The sequence below is a fragment of the Brachybacterium tyrofermentans genome (assembly GCF_039526165.1).
GTDB classification, from domain to species: Bacteria; Actinomycetota; Actinomycetes; order Actinomycetales; family Dermabacteraceae; genus Brachybacterium; species Brachybacterium tyrofermentans.
Map to the genome: position 1 here is coordinate 69,019 of NZ_BAAAIR010000043.1, position 20,655 is coordinate 89,673.

General features: G+C 70.2%; 14 protein-coding genes. 3 read left to right on the forward strand and 11 right to left on the reverse strand.

Annotated features, from left to right (window positions below; all coding sequences use genetic code 11):
• Nucleotides 1–104 precede the first annotated feature (104 nt).
• The 8 genes from ABD093_RS12355 to ABD093_RS12390 form a co-directional block, all read right to left on the reverse strand.
• On the reverse strand, nucleotides 105–1,808 hold the full coding sequence (locus ABD093_RS12355) for a dihydroxyacetone kinase family protein (protein WP_343924811.1): 1,704 nt from the start codon (nucleotides 1,806–1,808) through the stop codon (nucleotides 105–107).
• Between the two features lie 79 nt (nucleotides 1,809–1,887).
• The gene (locus ABD093_RS12360) at nucleotides 1,888–3,267 is read right to left on the reverse strand and encodes an RbtT/DalT/CsbX family MFS transporter (RefSeq protein WP_343924813.1); all 1,380 of its coding nucleotides are present in this window, start codon (nucleotides 3,265–3,267) and stop codon (nucleotides 1,888–1,890) included.
• 211 nt (nucleotides 3,268–3,478) lie between these two features.
• Nucleotides 3,479–4,498, reverse strand: a complete 1,020-nt coding sequence (locus ABD093_RS12365; RefSeq protein ID WP_193116959.1) for a D-ribose ABC transporter substrate-binding protein — start codon at nucleotides 4,496–4,498, stop codon at nucleotides 3,479–3,481.
• A 182-nt stretch (nucleotides 4,499–4,680) separates the two neighbouring features.
• A complete protein-coding gene (locus ABD093_RS12370) occupies nucleotides 4,681–6,000 on the reverse strand; it encodes an ABC transporter permease subunit (RefSeq protein ID WP_343924816.1) in 1,320 nt (439 codons plus the stop codon).
• A 26-nt stretch (nucleotides 6,001–6,026) separates the two neighbouring features.
• A complete protein-coding gene (locus tag ABD093_RS12375; protein ID WP_193116958.1) occupies nucleotides 6,027–7,580 on the reverse strand; it encodes a sugar ABC transporter ATP-binding protein in 1,554 nt (517 codons plus the stop codon).
• Entirely contained in the window at nucleotides 7,577–8,308 is a 732-nt protein-coding gene (locus ABD093_RS12380) for a DUF2291 family protein (protein WP_425546258.1), read from the reverse strand. Before ABD093_RS12380 ends, ABD093_RS12375 begins: the two co-directional genes overlap by 4 nt.
• Nucleotides 8,309–8,619: 311 nt before the next feature.
• Nucleotides 8,620–9,708: a zinc-binding dehydrogenase gene (locus ABD093_RS12385; protein WP_193116956.1), complete on the reverse strand. Its 1,089-nt coding sequence runs from the start codon at nucleotides 9,706–9,708 to the stop codon at nucleotides 8,620–8,622.
• A gap of 336 nt (nucleotides 9,709–10,044) precedes the next feature.
• Nucleotides 10,045–10,995: a sugar-binding transcriptional regulator gene (locus tag ABD093_RS12390; protein WP_343924820.1), complete on the reverse strand. Its 951-nt coding sequence runs from the start codon at nucleotides 10,993–10,995 to the stop codon at nucleotides 10,045–10,047.
• A 318-nt stretch (nucleotides 10,996–11,313) separates the two neighbouring features.
• Here ABD093_RS12390 and ABD093_RS12395 point away from each other — a divergent pair, with 318 nt between their 5' ends.
• The 3 genes from ABD093_RS12395 (at nucleotide 11,314) to ABD093_RS12405 (ending at nucleotide 15,989) form a co-directional block, all read left to right on the forward strand.
• Nucleotides 11,314–12,804, forward strand: a complete 1,491-nt coding sequence (locus ABD093_RS12395; RefSeq protein WP_343924822.1) for an FGGY-family carbohydrate kinase — start codon at nucleotides 11,314–11,316, stop codon at nucleotides 12,802–12,804.
• Nucleotides 12,805–12,840: 36 nt separating this feature from the next.
• Nucleotides 12,841–15,018: a glycogen debranching N-terminal domain-containing protein gene (locus ABD093_RS12400; protein WP_226849874.1), complete on the forward strand. Its 2,178-nt coding sequence runs from the start codon at nucleotides 12,841–12,843 to the stop codon at nucleotides 15,016–15,018.
• A 119-nt stretch (nucleotides 15,019–15,137) separates the two neighbouring features.
• The gene (locus tag ABD093_RS12405) at nucleotides 15,138–15,989 is read left to right on the forward strand and encodes an SMP-30/gluconolactonase/LRE family protein (protein WP_193116953.1); all 852 of its coding nucleotides are present in this window, start codon (nucleotides 15,138–15,140) and stop codon (nucleotides 15,987–15,989) included.
• Nucleotides 15,990–16,088: 99 nt separating this feature from the next.
• On the opposite strand, the gene putP is transcribed toward ABD093_RS12405, so the two are convergent.
• From putP to ABD093_RS12420, 3 genes are all read right to left on the reverse strand, one after another.
• Nucleotides 16,089–17,663 (reverse strand): sodium/proline symporter PutP, encoded by a 1,575-nt coding sequence (gene putP / locus ABD093_RS12410; RefSeq protein WP_193116952.1) that lies wholly within the window; start codon nucleotides 17,661–17,663, stop codon nucleotides 16,089–16,091.
• A gap of 431 nt (nucleotides 17,664–18,094) precedes the next feature.
• A complete protein-coding gene (glpK, locus tag ABD093_RS12415; RefSeq protein ID WP_193116951.1) occupies nucleotides 18,095–19,639 on the reverse strand; it encodes a glycerol kinase GlpK in 1,545 nt (514 codons plus the stop codon).
• A 100-nt stretch (nucleotides 19,640–19,739) separates the two neighbouring features.
• Entirely contained in the window at nucleotides 19,740–20,462 is a 723-nt protein-coding gene (locus tag ABD093_RS12420) for an MIP/aquaporin family protein (RefSeq protein ID WP_193117016.1), read from the reverse strand.
• Between the last annotated feature and the right edge of the window lie 193 nt (nucleotides 20,463–20,655).

A 20,655-nucleotide genomic window follows, 5' to 3' on the forward strand; every position in this document is an offset into this window, starting at 1 on the left:
TCGTCTGGATGTGCAGCCGACTGCCCGTATTAGCGCGGCGGGGTCTGTGCTGGCGGTCAGCTGCTCAGCTGCTCAGCTCTTCAGCTCTTCAGCTCTTCAACTGCTCAGCTGCTCAACTGCTCCCCGAGGAGGGTCACGATCTTCGAGAAGGAGATCGCGCCCGGGTCCGGGGTGCCCACCGACTTGTCGCCGTGGTTGCGGGCCCGGCCCATGGTGGCGGCGATGTCCGCCGTGGCCTCGGCGGCGGCGGTGGCCTTCGCGGCCGCCGCGACGACCGCGTCGGCCGCGGATCCCGAGGCGTCGGCGAGGGCTTCCCGGAAGGGCACCGCGGCGTCGACCATCGTCTTGTCGCCGGGCTTCGCACGGCCCAGCCGCTCGACGGCCTCGACGGCCTGCACGAGACCGGTGAGGAGCTGCTCGTCGCTCACGGGCTCCTCGTCGGCGAAGGCGCTGCCGAGGCTGGTCAGGGCCGCGCCCCACAGCGCACCGGACGTGCCGCCGGCCTCGGCGGACCAGGACGCCCCGGCCTGCACGAGCACGGTGCGTGCCCCGGCGCCGGACTCGGTGACGCGCTGCGCGGTGGCCTGCGCGGCGCGGATGCCGAGCACCATGCCCTGGCCGTGGTCGCCATCGCCGGCGACCGCGTCCATCCGGCCCAGCTCCGGCTCGAGCTCACCCAGCAGGGCCTCGACCTCGCCGAGGATCGCGGTGATCCGCTCGGCGCTGCCGCGGGACCCCTCGGAGGCCTCGGGGATCGGGTCCTCGCCGGGGGTGTACAGCTCCCCGCGCTCCTCCCCCAGGTCGCCGCCCACCGTGCCGCCGCGACGGAAGGCGGGGGTGTCGGCCGGGGCCAGCCAGTGCTGCTCGAGCTCCTCGTCCAGGCGCATCACGGTGAGCGAGAGCCCGGCCATGTCGAGGCTGGTCACGTGCTCGCCGACTTCCGGTCGCACCAGCGTGAGGCCGGCGTCGGCGAGGAGCGCCGAGGCATGCTTCCACACCACGAACATCTCCTCGTACTTCACGGTGCCCAAGCCGTTGAGGACCACGGCGACACGGTCGGAGTCCAACTCGGGGGTCTCCTTCAGCACGCCGTCCACGAGCACCTTCGCGAGCTCCGCGGCCGACGGCATGTCCACCTCGTCGATCCCGGGCTCGCCGTGGATGCCCAGGCCGATGGCCATCTTCCCCTCGGGGACGTGGAACAGCGCATCGTCGGCGCCGGGCAGCGTACAGCCGTCGAACGCGACCCCGAGGGACCGCGTGGCGTCGTTCGCCTTCCAGGCCAGGCGCTCGGCCTCCTCGAGGTCCGCGCCGCCCTGGATCGCGGCGCCGGCGATCTTGAACACGGTGAGGTCTCCGGCGATGCCACGGCGATCGCGATGGTTCCCCTTCGCCCCGGAGGCCACGTCATCGCTGACCGCGACGATGCGCACGTCGATGCCCTCGGCGCGCAGCTTCTCCGCGGCGACGCCGAAATGGAGCACGTCGCCCGCGTAGTGGCCGAAGCCGAGGATCACGCCGCCGCCGTTCTCGGCGTTCTTGGCGACGGAGTAGACCTGGTCGGAGGACGGCGAGGAGAAGATGTTGCCGCACGGTGCGCCGTGGGCGAAGCCCGGGCCCACCCAGCCGGCGAAGGCCGGGTAGTGGCCGGAGCCGCCGCCGACCACGAGCGCCGGCTGGCCCTGCGGGGTGGCGTTCTTGCGGACCACGCCGCCGTGGACCTGCAGCAGCTCCTCGGGATGGGCGGCCACGAGGCCCTCGACGGCGTCGGCGGGGAAGGACTTCGGATCATCGAAGAGGTAGGTCATCGGTGTCTCTTTCGGTGGGGTGCGGGACGGACCGGACGGGGGTCCGTGCGGGACAGGGTCCGTGCGGGACAGGGTCCGTTCAGGACGCCGCGGTGCTCGCGTCGGCCTCGTCCTCGACGATGGCCGGTCCGTGCAGGCGGGGCTGATGGACCTTGAAGAAGAAGGTCATCGTGAAGGCGCAGGCGTACAGCAGGATGAAGGCCCAGACCACGCCGACGTTCCCGGCGAGCGGGCGCACGATCGCCACCACGGCGGACCCGAGGAAGGTCGCGCCGCCCGCGGCGGTCGTGTACATGGCCATCGCGGCGCCGGTGTGCTTCGGGGCGATCGCGGGCATGATCGCGCCCAGCGGCACGAAGCCGGCGAGCAGGATGCCGAAGACGGTGCCCGCGGCGACGGAGACCACGAAGCCCCAGTCGGAGCCGGCCGGGACCATGTGCGGCACGTACCACCACAGCAGCAGGCCGATGGCGGAGCCGACGATGCCGAACCAGCGCACCGTCTTCGTCCAGCCCCACTTGTCGCCTAGCGTGCCGAAGGCGGCATTGAACAGGATGTTCCCGGCGTAGACGATCGCGGTCATGACCAGCCACTGCGACTGGCTCCACCCCAGGCCGCCGTCGTCGATCGACCCGGCGATGACGTTGGGCAGGATGATGAACATGCCGAACTCGGGGGCGGTGTTGATCAGGCGGGTCAGGAAGCCCATCGCGATGCGCTTGTTCGTGAAGGTCAGGCGCAGACCGGAGAGGATCACGGCTCCGGAGGACTCGCCCTCGGGGGCCAGACGCATGGTGCCGTGCCTCTCGCGCACCCCGAACCAGGCGATGAGGAAGCCGGCCACGACCACTGCCGTGGAGGCAGCCATCGCCCCGGTCTGCCCGGTGTGGCCGCCGCCGAAGCCGCCGATCAGGAAGACGGCGACGATCGAGCCCAGGGTTGGGAAGCCGCCGGTGAACATGACGTAGAACCAGCCGACGCCGGCGCCGTTGCGCTCCTTGTCGATCACGGCGTTGATCCATACCAGGAACGCGAAGGCGAACAGGGGGAACCCGAAGCCGCGCAGGAAGTAGGAGATCGCGATGAGCGGCACCGACTCGAGCTGGAGGGAGCCGAGGAAGGCGAGCTGGAACACGACCCACACAGCCACGCCCAGGGCCATCACGCGGCGCGGGCCGATGAGGTCGGAGAGGGCCCCGGCGAGGTAGGAGCCGATGAGCACTGCGAGGCTGTAGGCGGTGATGATCTTCGCCGCGAGGTCGATCTTGTCGTCGCCGCCGCCGAAGGCCTGCGCGATGTGCGGGGAGACGAAGTTCGACTCGATGCCGTTGCCGGTCATGAACACGAGCACGCCGAGGAAGCCCCAGCGCAGCACGTGGGGGATGCCGAGGCGGTCCAGGAAGGTCTCCCGACCGCCTGTTCCACCGATCGGACCGGCTGCCTGCGTCGCCGAACTCATACAGGACACTCCTTCGTGTGGGCGCGGCCGGATCCCCGACCTTCGAACGCGACCCCGGGCTCGGCGAAGCGGGCCGAGGATCGGCACGACCATAGGCCGAATCCAGAACATACGTCAAGCACAAATGTGCCACTGGGAACCGACGTGCATCATCGGTGGGGCGATGACGATCAGGCGCCGCACGCGCCTCGCGGCGCGGCGGCGCCCGGCCTCACTCGGTGTAGGTGAACGGCGCGGTCATCTTGTCCACGTTGTCCTCGGTCACGAGGATGCAGTCCAGCGCCTGCTTCTCGGTCTCCGGCTCGGTGCCGTTGCGCAGCAGGTCATCGGCCATCTCGATGACCAGCTCCGCGAACGTCGCGACCGGCTGCAGCACCGTGTAGGCGAGCTCGCCGTTCTTGATCGCCTCGATGGCGTCCGGCGAGCCGTCGAAGCCGCCGACGATGATCCCCTCGAGCGCCCCGGCCTCCTTGAAGGCCGCGATCGCTCCCAGCGCCATCTCGTCGTTGCCCGAGATCAGGCCGGTGATATCGGGGTTGGCCTGGAGCAGCGACTGGGCCTTGTCATGCCCCTTGGTGCGGTCCCAGTCCGCAACCTCCTCGCCGACCTTCTCCAGATCCGGGTACTGGCTGATCGTGGTGGTGAAGCCGTTGGAACGGGTCTGGGCGTTGTTGTCCGAGGGCAGTCCGAACAGCTCGACGTACTGACCCTTCTCCCCCATCTGCTTCACCCACTCCTGGGCGCCGAGGGCGGCACCCTGGGCGTTGTTGGAGACCAGCTGCGCCTTGACGAGGCCGGCCTCGTTGATCTCCGCGTTGATGAGGAAGACGGGGATCTCGGCCTGGATGGCCTTCTTGATGGTGCCGATCGAGCCGTCGGCGTTCGCGGGGTCCATGATCAGGGCCACGGACTTGTTGGAGATCGCGGTGTCGACCAGGGTGTTCTCGGTGTTGGTGTCGCCCTTGTGGGCGCCGATGGTGGTCGTGTAGCCGAGCTCCTCGGCCTTCGCCGCGGCGACGTCGCCCTCGATCTTCCAGTACGGGTTCGAGGGGTCGTTGACGATGATCGTGATCAGACCGCCGTCCGTGCCCCCGCCGCCTCCATCGCTGCCGCCGTCGGACGACCCGCCGCCGGAGCCTCCTCCGGCGTCGTCAGAGCTTCCGGAGCACGCTGCGAGACCGGCCGCTGCGGCCCCGATGCCGAGTGCGGAGAGGAAATGCCTGCGTTCCATGATGTGTTCCTTTCAGGGCGACGTCTCCCGATCGGGAGGCGTCGGAGCTCGTGCGCGAGATGCGGCGAGCCGGATGGATGGAGAGGAGTGAGCGGGTGGAGAGAAGCGAGCGGGTGGAGAGGACTGAGTGGATGGAGAAGACTGGGTGGATGGAGAGCTGGGTCGAGGGGTCGGAGGTTGGATCAGTCGGTCGGTGGTGACCCCCGGCGCGGAGGCTCGGTCGACGAGGGTTCGGTCGACGAGGGTTCGGTCGACGGGGTTTCAGTCGACGAGGGCTCAGCCAGCGGGGGATCGGACGGGGAGCGCTGGGGCGAGGAGTTCTGCGCCGACGGGGATTCCGGCGAGGCGCCCGTGTCCGTCCCGGGCTTCCGTCGGGCCCTGCGCTTCGAGCCGCCGGGGCGGCCGTACTGCAGGGTGTTCAGCAGCACCGCGACCACGATGACCGCACCCACGAAGACCGTCTGCCAGTAGGCGGAGACGCCGATCAGCACGAGCCCGTCGGAGAGGAAGCCGATCACGAAGGCGCCGAGCAGGGTGCCGCGCACCGTGCCGCGGCCGCCCGAGAGCGCGGCGCCGCCGATCACCACGCCGGCGATCGCGGTCAGCTCGTAGGTGTTGCCGGCGGTGGGGCTCGCGCTGGTCAGGGTCGAGGCGAGGATGATGCCCGCGACCGCCGAGCACAGCCCGGAGATGACGTACACCCACACGGTCACCGTGCGCACGGGCACCCCGGACAGCTGCGCGGCGCGCTCGTTGCCGCCGGTCGCGTACAACCACCGACCGAAGGTGGTGCGACCCAGCACCACCGCGATGACCAGGGCGATCACCGCCATGATGAGCACGCCGGCAGGGATGCCGAGGATGCGGTTGAACCCGAGCCATTCGAAGCCCGTGTTGCCCAGCGCCTCCTCGCCCGAGAGGTCGTTGATCGTGCGTCCGTTGGTCATCAGCAGGGCGAAGCCGCGCACCACGTAGAGCATGCCCAGGGTCGCCACGAAGGGCGCGACCTTGAACTTCGCCACGAGCACGCCGTTGATCAGACCCAGCGCCCCGCCGAGCACGATCGCGATGAGCACGGCCGCCGGGACGCTGGGGTACAGCGTCACCCCGAACATGCTGATCGGTACGCCGCGCAGCAGGAAGCCGCCGATCACGGCGGTGAACCCGAGGATCGAGCCGACGGACAGGTCGATGCCGCCGGTGAGCACCACGAGCAGCTGCCCCAGGGAGAGCAGCGCGAAGATCGCCACGTGCGAGGACATGATCAGCAGGTTGTTGACCGTGAGGAAGTTCGGGGACAGCAGCGAGAAGATGACGATGATCAGCGCGAGGGCCAGGAAGGCCCGGCTCTCGATGAGGACCTTGGAGATGTCGAGCGAGGAGCGCTCCCGCGTCGAGGAGCCAGATGTCGACGAGCCCCGCTTCGAGCTGTCGGGCGTCGGACTGTCGGGGGTCGGGCTGTCGGGCATCCGGGGCGCGTCGCCTGCGGCGGTGGAGGTCATGAGGCGTATCCGTTCAGGGAGCAGGGTCAGGAGGAGACGACTTCGCCGGAGGCGGCCATGACGTCGGCCTTCTCGGCGTCGGGCCCGAACTCGGCGGAGATGCGGCCGCGGTGCAGCACGACGATGCGATGGGCGATGCCGAAGCACTCCTCGATCTCGGAGGTGGAGAACACGACGGCCAGCCCTTCGCGGGCACGGTCCGCGAGCAGGCCGAAGACTTCGGACTTGGCGCCGATGTCGATGCCGCGGCTGGGCTCGTCCAGCAGCATCACGCCGGGCCGGGTCGCGAGGATCTTGCCGATGACGACCTTCTGCTGGTTGCCGCCGGAGAGCGACCCGATGCTGACGTCGGGCCCGGGCGCCTTCACGGTGACGTCGTGGATCAACCCTGTGGCCAGGGACGTCTCCGCACGACGCGAGGTCAAGCCGCGACGCAGGAACTGCGTGATGCTCGCCAGGGTGAGGTTCTGGCCGACGGTCATCGTCGGCACCAATCCGTCGCGCTGACGGTCCTCGGGGACCAGGCCGATGCCCATCGCGAGGCGATCGCGGATCGATTCGGTGCCGAGCTCCTCGCCGCGGAACAGGATCCGGCCCCCGGCGATCTCCCCGCGACCGGCGACGGCCTCGAGCAGCTCCGTGCGACCGGCCCCCATGAGGCCGTAGACGCAGACGATCTCACCCTCGCGGACCTCGAGGGACAGCTGATCCACGACCGCGCGCTCAGGATTCTCGGGGTCCAGCACCGTGAGCTCCTGGATCTCCAGCACCGGTTCCCCGAAGTCGTAGCCCTGCGGGGCGGTGCCGAGGTCGAAGTTCTCGCCGACCATGTGCCGCACGATCCAGTCCAGGTCGATCTCCTCGCGTCGGCCGCGGGCGGTCATGGAGCCGTCCCGCAGCACCACCGCATGGTCGGTGACCCGCAGAGCCTCTTCGAGGTGGTGCGAGATGTAGACCAGGGAGACGCCACGGGAGGTGAGGTCCTCGATGATCTCGAACAGGATCTCGACCTCGCGGGCGGCGAGGGCCGACGTCGGCTCGTCCATGATGAGGATGCGGGCGTCGATCGACAGGGCGCGCGCGATCTCGATGATCTGCTGCTGGCCCACCCGCAGGTCCCCGACCATCGTGGAGGGGTCCACGTCCAGGTGCATCTCCGCCAGGAGCGCGGCGGTCTGCCGGGTCTCCTCGGCGAAGTCCACTCCCCCGTTTCTGGTGATCTCGCGGCCCAGGAAGATGTTGTCGCGCACCGAGAGGTTCGGGGCGAGGCTCAGCTCCTGATGGATGATCGCGATGCCGTGGTCGCGCGCGTCGTTCGTGGTGGCGAAGGTGACCGGCTCGCCCTCGAGGACGATCTGCCCCGAGGTGGGCTGCTCCACGCCGGAGAGGATCTTCATGAGCGTCGATTTCCCGGCGCCGTTCTCCCCGAACAAGGTGGTGACCTCGCCGCGATGGATCTCGAAGTTCACGCCCTTCAGCGCCCGGGTGCCGCCGTAGGTCTTCACGATGTCACGGGCCTCCAGCACCCTGTCGCCACGGGTACTGTCCTCCGGTGCGACGGACCCGGTCGCGGTGCTCATGCCACCTCCAGGGAGACGGGGGTGACGAGCCAGCCCTCGGGGTTGATGGCGGTGAAGGCACCGGTCACGGTGACCGTCTTCCCGCTCAGCGTGCTCGGATCGACCGGATCCAGGACCTGCTTCTTCATCTCCTCGTTGAGGGCGGCGCCGGCGTCCTGGAACTCGATCTGGTTCGTGAACTGGCCGAAGCCGTAGTTCCCGGTGGCGTCGCGGAGCTCGGTGCCGTTGATGGCCGGGCCGGTCTGGATCCGCACGGTGACGTTCTTCGGCATGCCCTCGATGGCGACGTCGTAGATACCGGCCTGCCCCTCCCCGACCGTGCCGGTGAAGGTGGTGCTGTACACGGTGTTGCCGGCCGCCTCGACGCCATGGTCCGCGGCGGCAGCCTTCGGGTCCGCGGCGATCGCCGCGGCCAGCTCCGTCGNTCCGAAGGTGGCCTTGTCGAACGCGGCGGGCCCGGCGACCTCCTCCTGCCCGTCGGGCACCACCTTGGTGCCCAGGACCACGACGAGAAGGGCGAGCACCGTGAGCGCGGCGGCGATCCACCGGCCCAGGTGCCTCTTCGGCGGGCGCGCCGGGCGGGGGCGGCTCCCGTGCTCGGCGACTGCTGCTGTGCTCATGGAGAGCCTTCCTCTGGAGGGGCCCGGCGGGCCGTCTGCTGCGGGCGGCGACGGGACCGGGGGCAGACCACGCGGTGGCCTGGATGGGAGGCGCGGGCCCGCCCTCATCGGCGGGCCGTGTGCGGCGGGATGGCGAGCTCGGCGTCGAGCTCACCGGACGTCCGTGGTGCTGATCGACAGCTGGTGATCCGGAGCGGCTGCGGTCCGGAACGCCCAGCGGGGTGAAGTGATCCGGAACGGCTGCGATCCGGAACGACTAGGCGTGAGGTGGTCCGGAACGACTGCGATCCGGAAGGCTCGTAGGTGGGGTGGGCAACGGCTGGTGGCCGGGACCCCGTGGCCGGAGCGTCAGGCGGGACGCTCCGACCACGACGTCGGCGTCGGCGGCCGCGGAGCCGTCGGCACCGCGGCCGGACGGGTCAGGTTCCGGGGAGGATCGAGACCTTGATCGAGGCGCCGGCGGAGTCGGCGACGGTGTCGAGGGCCTTCTGGACGTCCTTCAGGCCGAACTGGTGGGTGCAGATCTCGTCGAGCGGCAGCACGCCGGACTCGATGATCTTGATGGCGGCGGGCCAGCAGTGCGGGCCGAGGTGGGCGCCGAGCACGTCGAGCTCCTTGTCGTCGGAGATGATCGACCAGTCCACCGACACGTTCTCCTTGAACACCGAGTACTCGACGTAGCGGCCCAGCTTGCGCAGCAGGTTCAGTCCCTGCGAGACCGCACTGGGGTGGCCGGTGCACTCGATGTACACGTCCGCCCCATAACCGCCGGTCAGGGCGCGGATTTCCTCGTAGACATCGACCTTCGAGGGGTTCAGGGTGAGGTCCGCTCCGCACTTCTTCGCGAGCTCGAGCTTGTGCTCGTCGAAGTCGAGGGCGATGACCATCTTGGGGGTCTTGTGCGAGGCCCCGATGATCGCGCCGAGGCCGATCGGGCCGGCGCCGGCGACGACCACGACGTCGTCGAAGGTGAGCTGAGCGCGCTCGACGGCGTGCAGCGAGCAGCTCAGGGGCTCGGCGAACGCGGCGTGGTGCGGCGGGATCTCGGGGGAGATCGTGTGGGCGCGGGCGAGCGAGGGCACGATCATGTACTCGGCCATGCCGCCGTCGTAGTGCTTGAAGCCGAACATGTCGTGCGGGCCGCACATCCAGTACCAGCCGCGCTTGCAGTACATGCACTCCTCGCAGGGCACGATCTGCTCGACGACGATCCTGTCCCCGAGCTTCACGCCATGCAGCGCGAGCGCCTCGTCGGACCCGGTGACGACCAGGCCGGTGATCTCGTGGCCGGGGGTGATGCCGGGCTCGACCCAGCGCTCACGGTTCTCGTCGCCCCAGAACTTGGCGGCACCGGCGTATGCCTTCAGGTCGCTCGCGCAGACGCCGACGGCCTCGACCCGGATCAGCAGCTCATCGGCGGCGGGGGTGGGCACGTCCTTGTCCTCGAGGCGGTAGTCCTCGGGCGCGTGCATCACCACGGCCTGCATGGTCTTCGGGACATCGGTCATCTCGACACTTCTCCTTCACTACGTTCAGGCTCACTGCGCGGCACCGGCGGCCGCCGTCCACGGATCCGCTCGGAGGGCCTGGCCACCCCGGGCCGCAGAAGCCGGTCACCTGTGAGCCTAGGCACAGGACGCACATTCGTCAAGCACAAATGTTCGACCGTGATGTCGGCACGTGGCGTGCGCAGAGGCGGGGGCAGAGGCAGAGGCAGAGGCAGGCACTGTGGCAGGCATAGGAGCGGACACCAGGACAGACCCAAGGGCGGGCGACGATCCGCCCAGACCTGCTCAGTCCCGTTCCGTCCTACTCAGCCCCCGTTCCGTCCCGCCCTGTCCCGATCAGCCCTGTTCGGACTCCGTGTCGGCGAGAACGGCTTCTGCCGTCGGCGCGTCCGTGATCAGCGTGGTGAACAGCGCGGCCTTCGCCCCGGCCCGGATCGACAGGGCCTTGCCGCGCCCGGCGGCGAGCGCGATCGAGGTGGGGATGGCGCGCAGGACCTCCGCCGAGGGGCGCACCAGACGGTCCGAGCCGGGGTAGACCAGGGTGTTCCCGTCGGCGTCGTAGAAGTGCAGGCACACGTCCCCGACCGCGTCGCGCAGGGACGGGTCATCGCGCGGGACCACGGACGTCAGGGACTCACGGCTCGAATACGGCGCGCCGATGCCGGAGACCAGCACGGAGGCCCGAGCCCACAGGTCGGTGATCCCCACGAAGCTCGGATCGGCCTGCAACGAGCGCCACAGACTGGGACTGGGCAGGGCCGGGGCGAAGATGAAACGCGGGTCGCCGCCGGTGCGGTCGGCGAGGTTCCGCACGATCTCGTTGGTCTGGAAGACCGGATCGGACTCCTGCTGGCCGCCGACGGTGGGAGCGATGATCACGCCGCGCAGCTCGGGCATGCCGGGCATCCGGCTCACGGCGCGCGTGGTCGTCCCCGAGGAGATGAGCAGCACGTCACCGCGGCGCAGCTCGAGCCGGCGCAGCTCCTCCCCCAGCAGGTCGCCGATGCCGCGGAACTCCCGCTCGCGCTGGTCACCGGGGGCGATGCGCACCCGATCGATGCCCAGCAGGTCTCGCAGCCGCTGCTCCAGATCGGTGACATCGGGGCCGGAGACGTCGAGGACCTCGAAGCGCACCATCCCGATGCGTCGGGCCTCGGTGAGCAGCTTGCTGACCGTGGGACGGGAGACTCCGAGCCGATCGGCGACCTCCGCCTGGCGCAGATTGTCGAGGTAGTACGCGGACGCCGCGCGGTGCAGGAGCTGCGGGTCCATGGTCGAGTCGAGCATGCCCGCTCCTTTCGTCGTCAGTCCGGTGTCGTCGTCGTTCCGGTGTCGTCGTCAGTTCGTCCCCGACCCCTGCGCCGAGGCACGGATGTGCCCGGATCACATATGTTCTGTCCGCCGATCCTATCGACGTCTGAGCCAGGTGCGCCGACGCCGAGCGGATCGGACTCCGCGCCGGGACGCGATCCGGGCGCGGGCACGACCCTGGGCCGCGGTGCCGGAGCGACGCATATCGGGGCGCGGTCAGTGGCAGTATGGAGCAGGCCCATCGGCGGATCCGACCGGGCCATCACGCCGAGGCGGCGACGAAAGGGCTGGTCGATGACGAAGTACGAGGAGGCTGTGCTCGGCGTCGACATCGGCACGTCCAGCGCCAAGGGGGTGCTGGTCGCGCTCGACGGGACGATCCTGCGCACGGCGACCCGGGAGCACACCGTGGAGCGCCCGGCGCCCGGCCACGTCGAGATGGACGCCCGCGTGTGGTGGGAGGAGTTCGTCGGGATCTCGGCAGAGCTCACCGCCGGCACAGATGTTCGCGTCACCGGGATCGGCGTGTCGGGGATGGGTCCGTGCGTGGTGCTGGCCGACGACGCCGGGGAGCCCGTGCGCCCCGCGATCCTCTACGGGGTCGACACCCGCGCCGAGCGGCAGATCCAGGAGCTCACCGACCGCTTCGGCGAGGACGAGATCCTCTCCCGCAGCGGGTGCGTGCTCTCCTCCCAGGCCGCCGGCCCGAAGATCCGCTGGGTCGCCGATCATGAGCCCGACGTCTTCTCCCGGGCGACGCACCTGTTCATGCCGTCGTCCTATCTCGCGTTCCGTCTCACCGGCGACTACGTGCTCGATCACGCGAGCGCCAGCATGGTCACCCCGCTCTACGACACGAGCAGCCTGGACTGGCATCGCCCCTGGGCCGAGCAGGTCGCGCCGGGGCTGGAGCTGCCGCCGCTGGCCTGGTCCGGCGACATCGCCGGCACCGTGACGGCCGCCGCCGCTCAGCAGCTCAGCGGCATCGAGGCGGGCACGCCCGTGGTCGCCGGCAGCACCGACGCCTGGGCGGAGGCGATCAGCGTGGGCGCCACCTCGCCCGGCGACGTCATGCTCATGTACGGCACCACGACGTTCCTGGTCGCGATCACGGCCGAGCCGGCCCCGAGCCGTGCGATGTGGGTGACCGCCGGGACCACGCCGGGCACCTTCACCCTGTCCGGCGGGATGGCGAGCTCCGGGGCGATCACCGGATGGATGCGCGATCTGACCGGAGGGGCCGACTTCGAGGACCTGGTCCTGGAGGCGGCAGCGAGCGGCGTCGGCGCGAACGGCCTGCTCATGCTCCCCTACTTCGCCGGGGAGCGCTCCCCGATGCACGACCCGTCGGCCCGCGGCGTGATCGCCGGGCTGACCCTCTCGCACACGCGCGGCGATCTCTACCGGGCCACCCTCGAGGCCGCCGCCTACGGCGTGCGCCATCACCTCGAGGAGCTGCGCGCAGCGGGTGTGCGCGTCGAGCGGGTGGTCGCCGTGGGCGGCGGCACCCAGAACGAGCTGTGGCCGCAGATCGTCTCCGACGTCACGGGCCTCGCCCAGGAGATCCCGCGCCGCACCGTCGGTGCCTCCTACGGCACGTCCATGCTCGCCGCGCGCGCGGTCCACGGCCAGGACACCGACGCCTGGAACTCGATCGATCGCGTCTGCGTGCCGGACCCCGCCGCCACGGCGCGCTACGACGAGCTCTACCGGATGTACCGCGAGCTCTACCCCGCGACCCGCGACATCGCCCACTCCCTCGCGAGCATGCAGAGCGAGGGCTGACCGTCAGGCACCGGCCTGCCGTCGATCGGAGGATCCATGCACGAGAGCACCTCGCCCGGCCTGCACTCCGAGGACGCGGGCAGACCGACAGATGGGGCAGCCTCGACCGCCCTGCCGCCCCTGGACGCCCAGCGCCCGATCCCGCGGCACCAGCCGTTCGTCCACGATCTCGTCGGCGTGCTCCGCGCGCCGGTCCAGGCCTGGTCGCGGCCCGACGGCGCCATGCTCGGCGCAGGCGCCGAGGGCATCTACCTCGGGGACACCCGGGTGGTCTCCGACCTGCGCTGCGATGCCCGGGCCGCGGACCTCTCCCCACTGGGCGTGCAGGTGCGGGCCGCCGACGAGATCGTCCATCGTGATGTCGTCTCCACGGCGGACAGAGCGGGCGATCCGCTGCTGACCCTCGAACGCACCCGCACGGCGCACGCCGACGGGTTCCGGGAGCAGCTGCGCCTGGTCTCCGACGACGACCGTCCCCGCCGCGTGGTGCTCCGCCTCGCGCTGATCGCCGACGGGATGTCGATGTCCGCGGTGAAGGACCATCGCCTCGCGCTCGCCGAGGGCGAGGCCCGCCCGGCTGTCACCCTCGAGCCGGGCACGGCCCGGTGGCCGATCGGGACTGAGGGCGGTCGCGCACGGCTGACCGTGGGTGCCGGAACAGTCTCGCGCGGTCCCGACGAGGTCCTCTCGGCCGACGGGCCCATCGTGACCTGGACCGTTGCGCTCGAGGCGCCGGCCCGCGGGGAGGCGCTCGCCTCCTGGCGCCTCGACCTGGACGATCCGTCGGTCCCCTTCGAGGCAGCGAGCGAGCCGTGGGCCGGCGCCATCGCGCCGTCGGCCGCGGTGACCGATCCCGTCGCCTCGACCGATCCCGCCGCCTCGATCGAGCCCGGCACCGCAACGGCCCCCACCCCGGAGTCCCGCGCCGTCGACCGCCTGCTGCGCAGCTCCCTGTCGGACCTCGACGCACTGCGTCTGCAGGTGCCGGGCGAGCCCGCCCAGACCTTCTTCGCCGCCGGCGCCCCGTGGTTCTTCACCCTCTTCGGGCGTGATGCGCTGATCGCCGCCTCTCTCGCGCTGCCGGTGGACCGCTCGATCGCCGAGGGCACCCTGCGCACCCTGGCCCGTCACCAGGGGACGATCGTCGACGTGGAGACCGCGCAGCAGCCCGGGAAGATCCTCCACGAGGTGCGCGCCCAGGGCATGGACATGGTGGAGACGCGTCTGCCGCCGGTCTACTACGGGACGATCGACGCCACCCCGCTGTGGATCGAGCTGCTCCACGACGCCCGGCGCGCGGGGCTGGATGACGCGGTCCTCGCCGAGCTGCGGCCCGCGCTGGAGGCGGCGTCGCTCTGGCTGCTCGAGCACGCCGACGCCGACGGGGACGCTCTGCTGGAGTACCTCGACGACTCCGGGCACGGCCTGGCGAATCAGGGCTGGAAGGACTCCGGGGACTCGATCCGCTTCGCCGACGGCTCCGTCGCCACCGGGGCGATCGCCCCGGCCGAGGTGCAGGGATACGCCTATGCCGCAGCCCGGCACGCCGCGGATCTGCTGGAGGAGTCGGATCTGCTGGAGGAGCCGGATCTGCTCGAGGAGTCGGGCCCGGTCGAGAAGTCGACACTGCTCGAGGGGTCCAGGGACGGTTCCAGCACCAGCCTCCCCGGCCGCCTCCGCGCCTGGGCCGAGCGCCTGCACGCACGCTTCCACGAGACGTTCTGGTGCGAGGACGAGCTGGGGCCCTTCGTGGCGCTCGCCCTCGACGGCGAGAAGCACCCGGTCACCGGGGTCGCCTCGAACATGGGCCACCTGCTCGGCACCGGGATCCTCGATGCGGCGCAGGAGCGCCAGGTGGTGGACCGTCTGCTGCATCTGAGCCTGTTCTCCGGCTTCGGGATCCGCACCCTGTCCACGACCAACGGCGCCTACGGGCCGCTGCGGTACCACGGAGGCAGCGTGTGGACCCATGACACCGGGTACATCCTGCGCGGTCTGCTCCGCGCGGGGTTCGACGCGGAGGCGCAGGTCGTGGCCCGGGGACTGCTCCGCGCGGCCGACGGCTTCGACCAGCGCCTGCCCGAGCTGTTCGGGGGCACGAGCGGCGACGATGTCGATCCGCCGCTCCCCTATCCCGCCGCGTGCCGGCCCCAGGCCTGGGCCGCGGCGAGCGCCGTCCCGGTCGCGCAGGCCCTCGGAGCGCTGCCGCGCTGAGTAGCGGCGGCCCGCCGCCCAGCCCTCGCCAGCCCGTTGCTCCTCCCTCCGCGGGTACCCGTCACCAGCTGCACCCCGTACGGTGGGCCGCACCGCAGTTCCGAGCGAATGGAGCCCTCATGCACGCCGACCGCCTCACCGACTCGATCTGCTATCACGCCGAGGGCCCGTACTGGTCCGACACCTGGGGCGGGCTGCGCTGGGTCGACATGCTCGCCGGCGACCTCATGCACCTCGCCGCCGACGGCACGGTGCAACGGCTCTCCACCCCCAGCCCGGTGGTGGCCTGCGTGCGCCCCGCCTCGAGCGGGGGCGCGGTGCTCGCCCTCGAGAAGGGCTTCGGCCTCGAGGATCCCGACGGCTCGATGAGCCTGCTCCCGCCCCTGTGGGACGAGGATGTGCGGATGAACGAGGGGGCGATCGCGCCCGACGGCTCGTTCCTGTGCGGCTCGATGGCCTATGACGGCCGCCCCGGCGGCGCCTCCATGTGGCGCCTGCTGCCCGACGGCACCACCCGCCGCGAGGTCGGCGACCTCACCATCTCCAACGGGCTCGCCTTCTCCGCCGACGGCACTCTCGCGTACTACGTCGACACCCCGACGAACCGGGTCGACCTGTTCGACTGGTCCGACGCGGACGGTCTGACCCATCGCCGGCCCTTCGCCGATCTCACCGACCAGGACGGCTCCCCCGACGGGCTCACGCTCGACGCGGCGGGCAACGTATGGGTCGCGATGCACGGCGGCAGCCAGGTGCTGGGCCTCGACGGGCGCGGAGCGGTCGCCGCCCGGATCGAGGTCCCGGCGCGGCAGGTCACGGCCTGCACCTTCGGCGGCGAGGACCGCGGCACCCTGTTCATCACCACCAGCCGGGAGAACCTCCCCGAGGGTGAGGATCCGCAGGCCGGGTCCCTGTTCTCGGTGCGGCCCGGCGTGGCGGGCCCTGTCGACGAGCGGCTGTTCGCCGCCTGATCCGCAGGAACCGATCCAGCAGCGCGCACACAGGACGGCGCCCGCCCGACGGTCCTTCGTCGGGCGGGCGCCGGGTGTCGATCAGGCGTTCTGGGCGGGTCAGACCGCCGAGCCGGAACCGGTCGCGCCGGAGCCGGCAGGCTCCGCGTCGGCCGAATGATCGATGAATTCTCCGGTCTTGAGGGAGCCGAGCATCTCGTCGAACTCCTCCATCGCCTTCGCCGGCGGCTGAGGAGTGATCATGCTGATCACGATCGCCAGCACGAGGCAGACCAGGAAGCCGGGGACGATCTCGTAGAGATGCTGATCGCCGAACAGGCCCCAGGCGACGTCGGGCGTGAACTGGCCCCAGATGAAGACCACCGCAGCGCCGGCGACCATGCCCACGGCCGCACCGGCCATGGTGAGCCGGCGCCAGAACAGCGACAGCAGCACGATCGGTCCGAAGGCGGCGCCGAAACCGGCCCAGGCGAAGCCGACCAGGCCCAGCACGGAGCTGTCCGGGTTCATGGCCAGGATCAGCGCGATCACCGCGACGGCGAGCACGCCGATGCGGCCGCCCCACAGGGCACCCTTGGCGCTGAGCTTGATGCCCACGCCGCCCAGGAGGTCCTCGATCAGCGCGGAGCTGGAGACGATCAGCTGCGAGGAGATCGTGGACATGATCGCCGCCAGCACCGCGGCCAGCAGCAAGCCGGCGATCAGCGGGTGGAACAGGAGCTGCGAGAGGTCCAGGAACACCGACTCGCCGTTGGTGGCGTCGGTGAGGACCGCATCGGCGTTCTGCTGGAAGTAGGCCAGGCCGGCGAGCGCGGTGAACACGGCGCCGAGGACGCAGATGATCATCCAGCTCATGCCCACGACCAGGCCGTACTTCGCGTCGCGCGAGGAGCGCAGCGCCATGAAGCGCACGATGATGTGCGGCTGGCCGAAGTAGCCCAGGCCCCATGCGGCCGAGGAGACGATGCCGATGAAGGTGCCGCCGGCGGTCAGGGAGCCGAAGGTGGAGTTGACCTCGCGCACGGACTCGAACATCGCCACCGGTCCGCCGACGACGATCATCGCGGTGATGGGGACCGCGATCAGGGAGATCATCATGATGATGCCCTGGACGACGTCGGTGTAGCTGGCCCCGAGGAACCCGCCGAACAGCGTGTACAAGATGGTGACGCCCGCGACCAGCAGCATGCCCATGAGGTAGGAGCCGCCGAACGTCGACTCGAAGAACACGCCGCCGGCGACCATGCCGGAGGAGACGTAGAAGGTGAAGAACACCAGGATGATCACGCCCGCCGCGACGCGCAGGATGTTCGTGCGGTCATGCAGACGGTTGCCGAAGAAGCTCGGCACGGTGATCGAGTTGCCGGCGATCTGCGTGTACTGACGCAGGCGCGGCGCGACGAACGCCCAGTTCAAGCCGGCACCGAGCGTGAGGCCGATGGCCATCCACCCCTCGACCAGACCGTTCATGTACAGCGCGCCGGGCAGGCCCATCAGCAGCCAGCCGGACATGTCGGACGCGCCGGCGGAGAGCGCCGCGGTGAAGGGGTGCAGCTGGCGCCCGCCGAGCATGTAGTCCTCGCCGTCCGAGGTCTTGCGGAAGGCGTACAGGCCGATGGCGATCATGGCGGCGAAATACACCGTCAGGGCGATGATCTTGAAGACGAGATCCATGAGAGGACTCCGATCTCTGGGGTGGGGAAGGTGGTCGGGATGGGGGTCGAGGGGCGGACGGTCGGACGGAGCGCGCTCGGGACGAACGCTGCGGATCGGGGCACGGGGCCCCGTCATAACCCGGCGGCGGCGCGGGGCCGGCTCGGGGACATGGTGACGGGACGCCGTGCGGGCGTCGGTGCTGAAGGGTGACGCCGAGGATACGCCCCGTCCCGGCCGAAGACGCCCTCCGTTGCCAGACGGTGACATGCCCCGCGATCACCCGCCCCGCCCATGACAGTGCGCGCTGGGCTTCCCTCGATGGGAGCCCAGCGCGCACTGGCGTGGTCACAGTCGGCTGGTTCAGCTGTGTGGAACTGCTGATCCCCTCCCGCGAACACTGCACGGCTGGCTCGTACCTCGCCGACTGCTCCGCGTTCGCAGTTCGTCGATCAGCTGTACAGCGCCTCGGTGTCGTCGTCGACCCAGTCCAGGGTGCGCTCGACGGCCTTCTTCCACAGGCGCAGGTAGCGGTCGCGGGTCTCGTCGTCCATCGCGGGCTCCCAGCGCTTGTCCTCGGCCCAGTTGTCGATGACGTCCTGCTCGCCGTCCCAGAAGCCCACGGCGATGCCGGCCGCGTAGGCGGCACCGAGCGCCGTGGTCTCGATGACCTTCGGGCGCACGACGGGCACGCCGAGGATGTCGGCCTGGAACTGCATGAGGGTCTCGTTCATGACCATGCCGCCGTCGACCTTGAGCTCGGAGAGCTCGACGCCCTCGCTCTCGGCGTCGGCGACCATCGCGTCCAGCACCTCACGGGACTGGAAGGCCGTGGCCTCCAGGGTGGCCCGGGCGATGTGGTTCTTGTTGTGGAAGCGGGTCATGCCCACCATCGCGCCGCGGGCGTCGGAGCGCCAGTGCGGGGCGAAGAGGCCCGAGAAGGCCGGGACGATGAACAGGCCGCCGTTGTCGTCGACCTTCTTGGCGAGGTCCTCGATCTCGGGGGCGTCCTTGATCAGGCCCAGGTTGTCGCGCACCCACTGCACGAGCGAGCCGGTCACGGCGATCGATCCCTCGAGGGCGTAGACCGGCTTGTTGTCGCCGATCTTGTAGGCGACGGTGGTGAGCAGCCCGTTCTCGGAGCGCACCAGGTCCTCGCCGGTGTTGATCAGCATGAAGTTGCCGGTGCCGTAGGTGTTCTTGGCCTGGCCCACCTCGAAGCAGGCCTGGCCGAAGGTGGCCGCCTGCTGGTCGCCGAGGATGCCCGCGATCGGGGTGTCGATGAGCAGGTCGTTCTTGCGACCCTTCCCGTACACCTCGGAGGAGGACCTGATCTCCGGGAGCATGGACAGCGGGATGCCCATGTCCTTCGCGATGTCCTCGTTCCAGTCCAGGGTGTCGATGTTCATGAGCATCGTGCGCGAGGCGTTGGTGACGTCGGTGACGTGCACGCCGCCGCTGGTGCCGCCGGTGAGATTCCACAGCAGCCAGGCGTCGGTGTTGCCGAACAGCAGGTCGCCGGCCTCGGCCTTCTCCCGGGCGCCGTCGACGTTGTCGAGGATCCACTTCACCTTGGGGCCGGAGAAGTAGGTGGCCAGGGGCAGGCCCACGCGCTCCTTGTACTTGTCGGCGCCCTCGTCGCCCGCGAGCTCGTTGCAGATCTTCTGGGTGCGGGTGTCCTGCCAGACGATCGCGTTGTAGACCGGCTCGCCGGTGTTCTTGTCCCACACCACCGCGGTCTCGCGCTGGTTGGTGATGCCCACGGCCGCCAGCTGGTGGCGGTTGATGTCGGCCTCCACGAGCGCCTTGCCGACCACGTCGCGGGTGTTCTTCCAGATCTCCTTGGGATCGTGCTCGACCCAGCCCGACTTCGGGAAGATCTGCTCGTGCTCCTTCTGGCCGCTGGCGACGATCTGGCCGCCGTGGTCGAAGACGATCGCGCGGGTGGAGGTGGTGCCCTGGTCGATGGACATGATGTACATGGTGTCGTCGTTCATCGGAACTCCTTCGTCATGGATGAGTCGTCATGGATGAGCTGTCATGAGGTCGCAGCGCCACGTTCCGTCGCGAGGCCGCTGAGTCGGTCGGATCGGATGATCAGAAGTAGACGATCGAGGCTACGCCCGCGAGCGCGCCGCCGATCAGGGGCCCGGCGACCGGTACCCACGAGTATCCCCAGTCCGAGCCGCCCTTGTTCCTGATCGGCAGGATTGCATGCGCCAGGCGCGGGCCGAGGTCTCGGGCCGGGTTGATGGCGTACCCCGTCGGACCGCCGAGGGAGGCGCCGATCGCGAGCACCAGCAGCGCGACCGAGAGCGGGCCGAGCTCGTTCGGGGTGTTGCCGAACATGATGATCACGAACACGAGCACGAAGGTCGCGATGATCTCGGTGACCAGGTTCCAGCCCTTGGAGCGGATCTCCGGGCCGGTGGAGAAGGTGCCCAGGATAGTGCCGGGGTCCGTCTCCTGGTCGTAGTGGGTCTTGTAGGCGAGCCAGGCCAGCACGGCGCCGAGGAACGCGCCGATCAGCTCGGCGAGGAAGTACGTGAGGGTGGTGCCGACCGTCATCGGGATGCCCGGCGCGTACTCCGTGGCCTCGCTGAAGAGCAGGCCGAGGGTGACGGCGGGGTTGAGGTGGGCGCCGGTCTTGAAGGCGACCCACACACCGGCAAAGACCGCGAGGCCCCAGCCGAAGTTGATCATCAGCCAGCCGCCGCCGTTGCCCTTGGTCTTGCCGAGGATGGCATTGGCGACCACGCCACCACCCATCAGCGTCAGCATCGCGGTGCCCGCGATCTCCGACAGCAGGATCGTTCCGATCGTTTCCATCAGGTGTTCTCCTTAGCGATCCGCGTCGGTGCGGATCGGGATCCGGTCGAGCCCGGGTCCCTGGGAGGGGCGCCGCGGCGTCGATGGACGCGGCATGCCCCTCGGGTGGCGCAGCCCTGCCGCTCGTCGTGGAGCGGGGGCGCGTCGGGCGGAACCCTGATCGACCGGTCGCGGAGCCCCGAGG

Coding starts and splice junctions, on each gene's coding strand:
- ABD093_RS12355 (WP_343924811.1), bottom strand. CDS start 1,808: ATGACCTACCTCTTCGATGATCCGAAGTCCTTCCCCGCCGACGCCGTC.
- ABD093_RS12395 (WP_343924822.1), top strand. CDS start 11,314: ATGACGAAGTACGAGGAGGCTGTGCTCGGCGTCGACATCGGCACGTCC.
- ABD093_RS12405 (WP_193116953.1), top strand. CDS start 15,138: ATGCACGCCGACCGCCTCACCGACTCGATCTGCTATCACGCCGAGGGC.
- ABD093_RS12400 (WP_226849874.1), top strand. CDS start 12,841: ATGCACGAGAGCACCTCGCCCGGCCTGCACTCCGAGGACGCGGGCAGA.
- ABD093_RS12360 (WP_343924813.1), bottom strand. CDS start 3,267: ATGAGTTCGGCGACGCAGGCAGCCGGTCCGATCGGTGGAACAGGCGGT.
- ABD093_RS12375 (WP_193116958.1), bottom strand. CDS start 7,580: ATGAGCACCGCGACCGGGTCCGTCGCACCGGAGGACAGTACCCGTGGC.
- putP (WP_193116952.1), bottom strand. CDS start 17,663: ATGGATCTCGTCTTCAAGATCATCGCCCTGACGGTGTATTTCGCCGCC.
- ABD093_RS12385 (WP_193116956.1), bottom strand. CDS start 9,708: ATGACCGATGTCCCGAAGACCATGCAGGCCGTGGTGATGCACGCGCCC.
- glpK (WP_193116951.1), bottom strand. CDS start 19,639: ATGAACGACGACACCATGTACATCATGTCCATCGACCAGGGCACCACC.
- ABD093_RS12370 (WP_343924816.1), bottom strand. CDS start 6,000: ATGACCTCCACCGCCGCAGGCGACGCGCCCCGGATGCCCGACAGCCCG.
- ABD093_RS12390 (WP_343924820.1), bottom strand. CDS start 10,995: ATGCTCGACTCGACCATGGACCCGCAGCTCCTGCACCGCGCGGCGTCC.
- ABD093_RS12365 (WP_193116959.1), bottom strand. CDS start 4,498: ATGGAACGCAGGCATTTCCTCTCCGCACTCGGCATCGGGGCCGCAGCG.